We start from the raw sequence: 1,720 nt of genomic DNA, 5'->3' as shown, positions 1-1,720 counted from the left end.
TGAGGTGGTCGGCGACGGCCCAGCCGACCACGCGGCGCGATGACAGGTCGATGACGGTGGCCAGGTACAGCCAGCCCTCCCAGGTGTTGATGTAGACATCCCACGCGGGTCAGGTGTCAAGCGGTTCTCGGATCGGGTGTCGCGATGTCGATGTTCCACGCGGTGTTCTCGTTCCAGGTTTCGTCGTGTTGTAGGCACCACCAGAGCCGTCCGATGAGCTTGTTCGCGAGGTTGCGTAGGGCGGCGTTGTGGTGGTCTCCGGCGGCTCGGCGGCGGTCGTAGTGTGCGCGGGCGCCGGCGGATTTTGTGATGGTGACGAAGGCCCACCAATGGCAGGCGTCGCCGAGGCGCTTGTTGCGCACTTTGCGGGCCTTGACGTAGCGCGATCGGCCCGAAGCGCGGGTAACTGGTGCAGTTCCGGCGAACGCGCGTAGGCCCGCGGTAGTGGTGAAGCGGGTTGGGTCGTCGCCGATTTCGGCCAGGACGCGGGCCGCGAGGACCGGGCCCAGCCCTGGAGCTGAACGCAGGATCGTGGCGAGCGGGTGCTGGTCGAACTCGGCCGCCAACGCTTGCTCGAGCTCTTCGACGGCGGTCTGCATCGCCACGACGATGGCAGTCAGGGTCTGGGCGGTGACGCCGTAGGCGGCCTCGACGGCAGTGGGCTGCCGTAGTGCGGGGCTGTGCAGGGCGCTCAGCACATGTTCGGCCAGGGACGGGTCGTTGCGTCGCCGGCAGCGGCGCAGCAGCGTGGCGAGGCGGCGGGCGGTCAGTCGCAGCCCGGCTTCGGGTGTTGGGGCGGCGCTCAAGACCGCCAATGCCGCCTTGTGTTTGAGGTTCGGGAAAGCGCGCAGCGCTTGCGGGTAGAACTCCAGCAGCAGCGACCGCAGACGGCTGACGGTCTGGTTGAGCGACCAGATCGCGTCTTGGTGCTGACGGGCCAGCGTCTTGATCGCCGAGGCGTGGACGCTGATGCTGGGCAACGGCCGGTGCTGGTGCCGGTCGGTGCGCAACAGATCGGCCAGCACGAACGCGTCGCCCGGGTCGGATTTCTTACCGGATTGCCCGTGTCGTTCCCGGTAACGGGCGACCGCCCGCGGGTTGATCGCGAACACGGTCATCCCGGCGGCCTGCAACGCGACGACCAGCAGATTCTTGTCGGTCTCGATCCCGATCGGCACCGACGCGAGCTGGTCGGCGTCGTCGACGTGCTCGGCCAACAGGGACATCAGGCGGGAGAATCCGGTTGCGCCGGTGTCGATCCTGGCCCGGGCCAGCACGCTGCCGTCGGCGTTGAGCACCGCCACGTCGTGATGCTGCTCGGCCCAGTCGATGCCGCAGGTGATCTGCACTCGGGTCCCCTTCGTGGTCAACAACAAGTTGAGCCCGAGGGCACGCGCGGCGACCTAATGGAAGCGCTCAATGGCGCGGCATCTCACAAGCCGATCACGGACCCGACGACTGGCAGGACCACCGTCTACCTTCAGGCCTCGACGGCCGTGTGCATCATGCGAGTGGACACCGGCCAGCGGCTCACCCACACCTTGCACCCGATCTTGGGCCGGTGATATCTCAGGGGCCCCTGCCAGTCGTCTCCGGGCACCGGAAAATCTCTCCGGCCCTGCCATTAGGTGATGTCGCCGCACCAGCGGGTGTCGACGGCGGTCGCGTCGACGGTGAAGTCACGCTCGACCAGGTCCGGGCGGGTGCCGGCGTCCGGATC

Annotated in this window: 1 protein-coding gene; it reads right to left on the bottom strand. The window is 67.8% G+C overall.

Going from position 1 to position 1,720, the window contains the following annotated elements; genetic code table 11:
* Positions 1-116: 116 nt before the first annotated feature.
* A complete protein-coding gene (locus K228_RS0124855) occupies positions 117-1,349 on the bottom strand; it encodes an IS110 family RNA-guided transposase (protein WP_025620779.1) in 1,233 nt (410 codons plus the stop codon).
* Positions 1,350-1,720 lie beyond the last annotated feature (371 nt).

Source organism: Salinispora cortesiana, assembly GCF_000484695.1.
Taxonomy (GTDB): Bacteria; Actinomycetota; Actinomycetes; order Mycobacteriales; family Micromonosporaceae; genus Micromonospora; species Micromonospora cortesiana.
The sequence above is the reverse complement of the archived record's forward strand: the minus strand, read 5'-3'. Positions and strand labels throughout refer to the sequence as shown.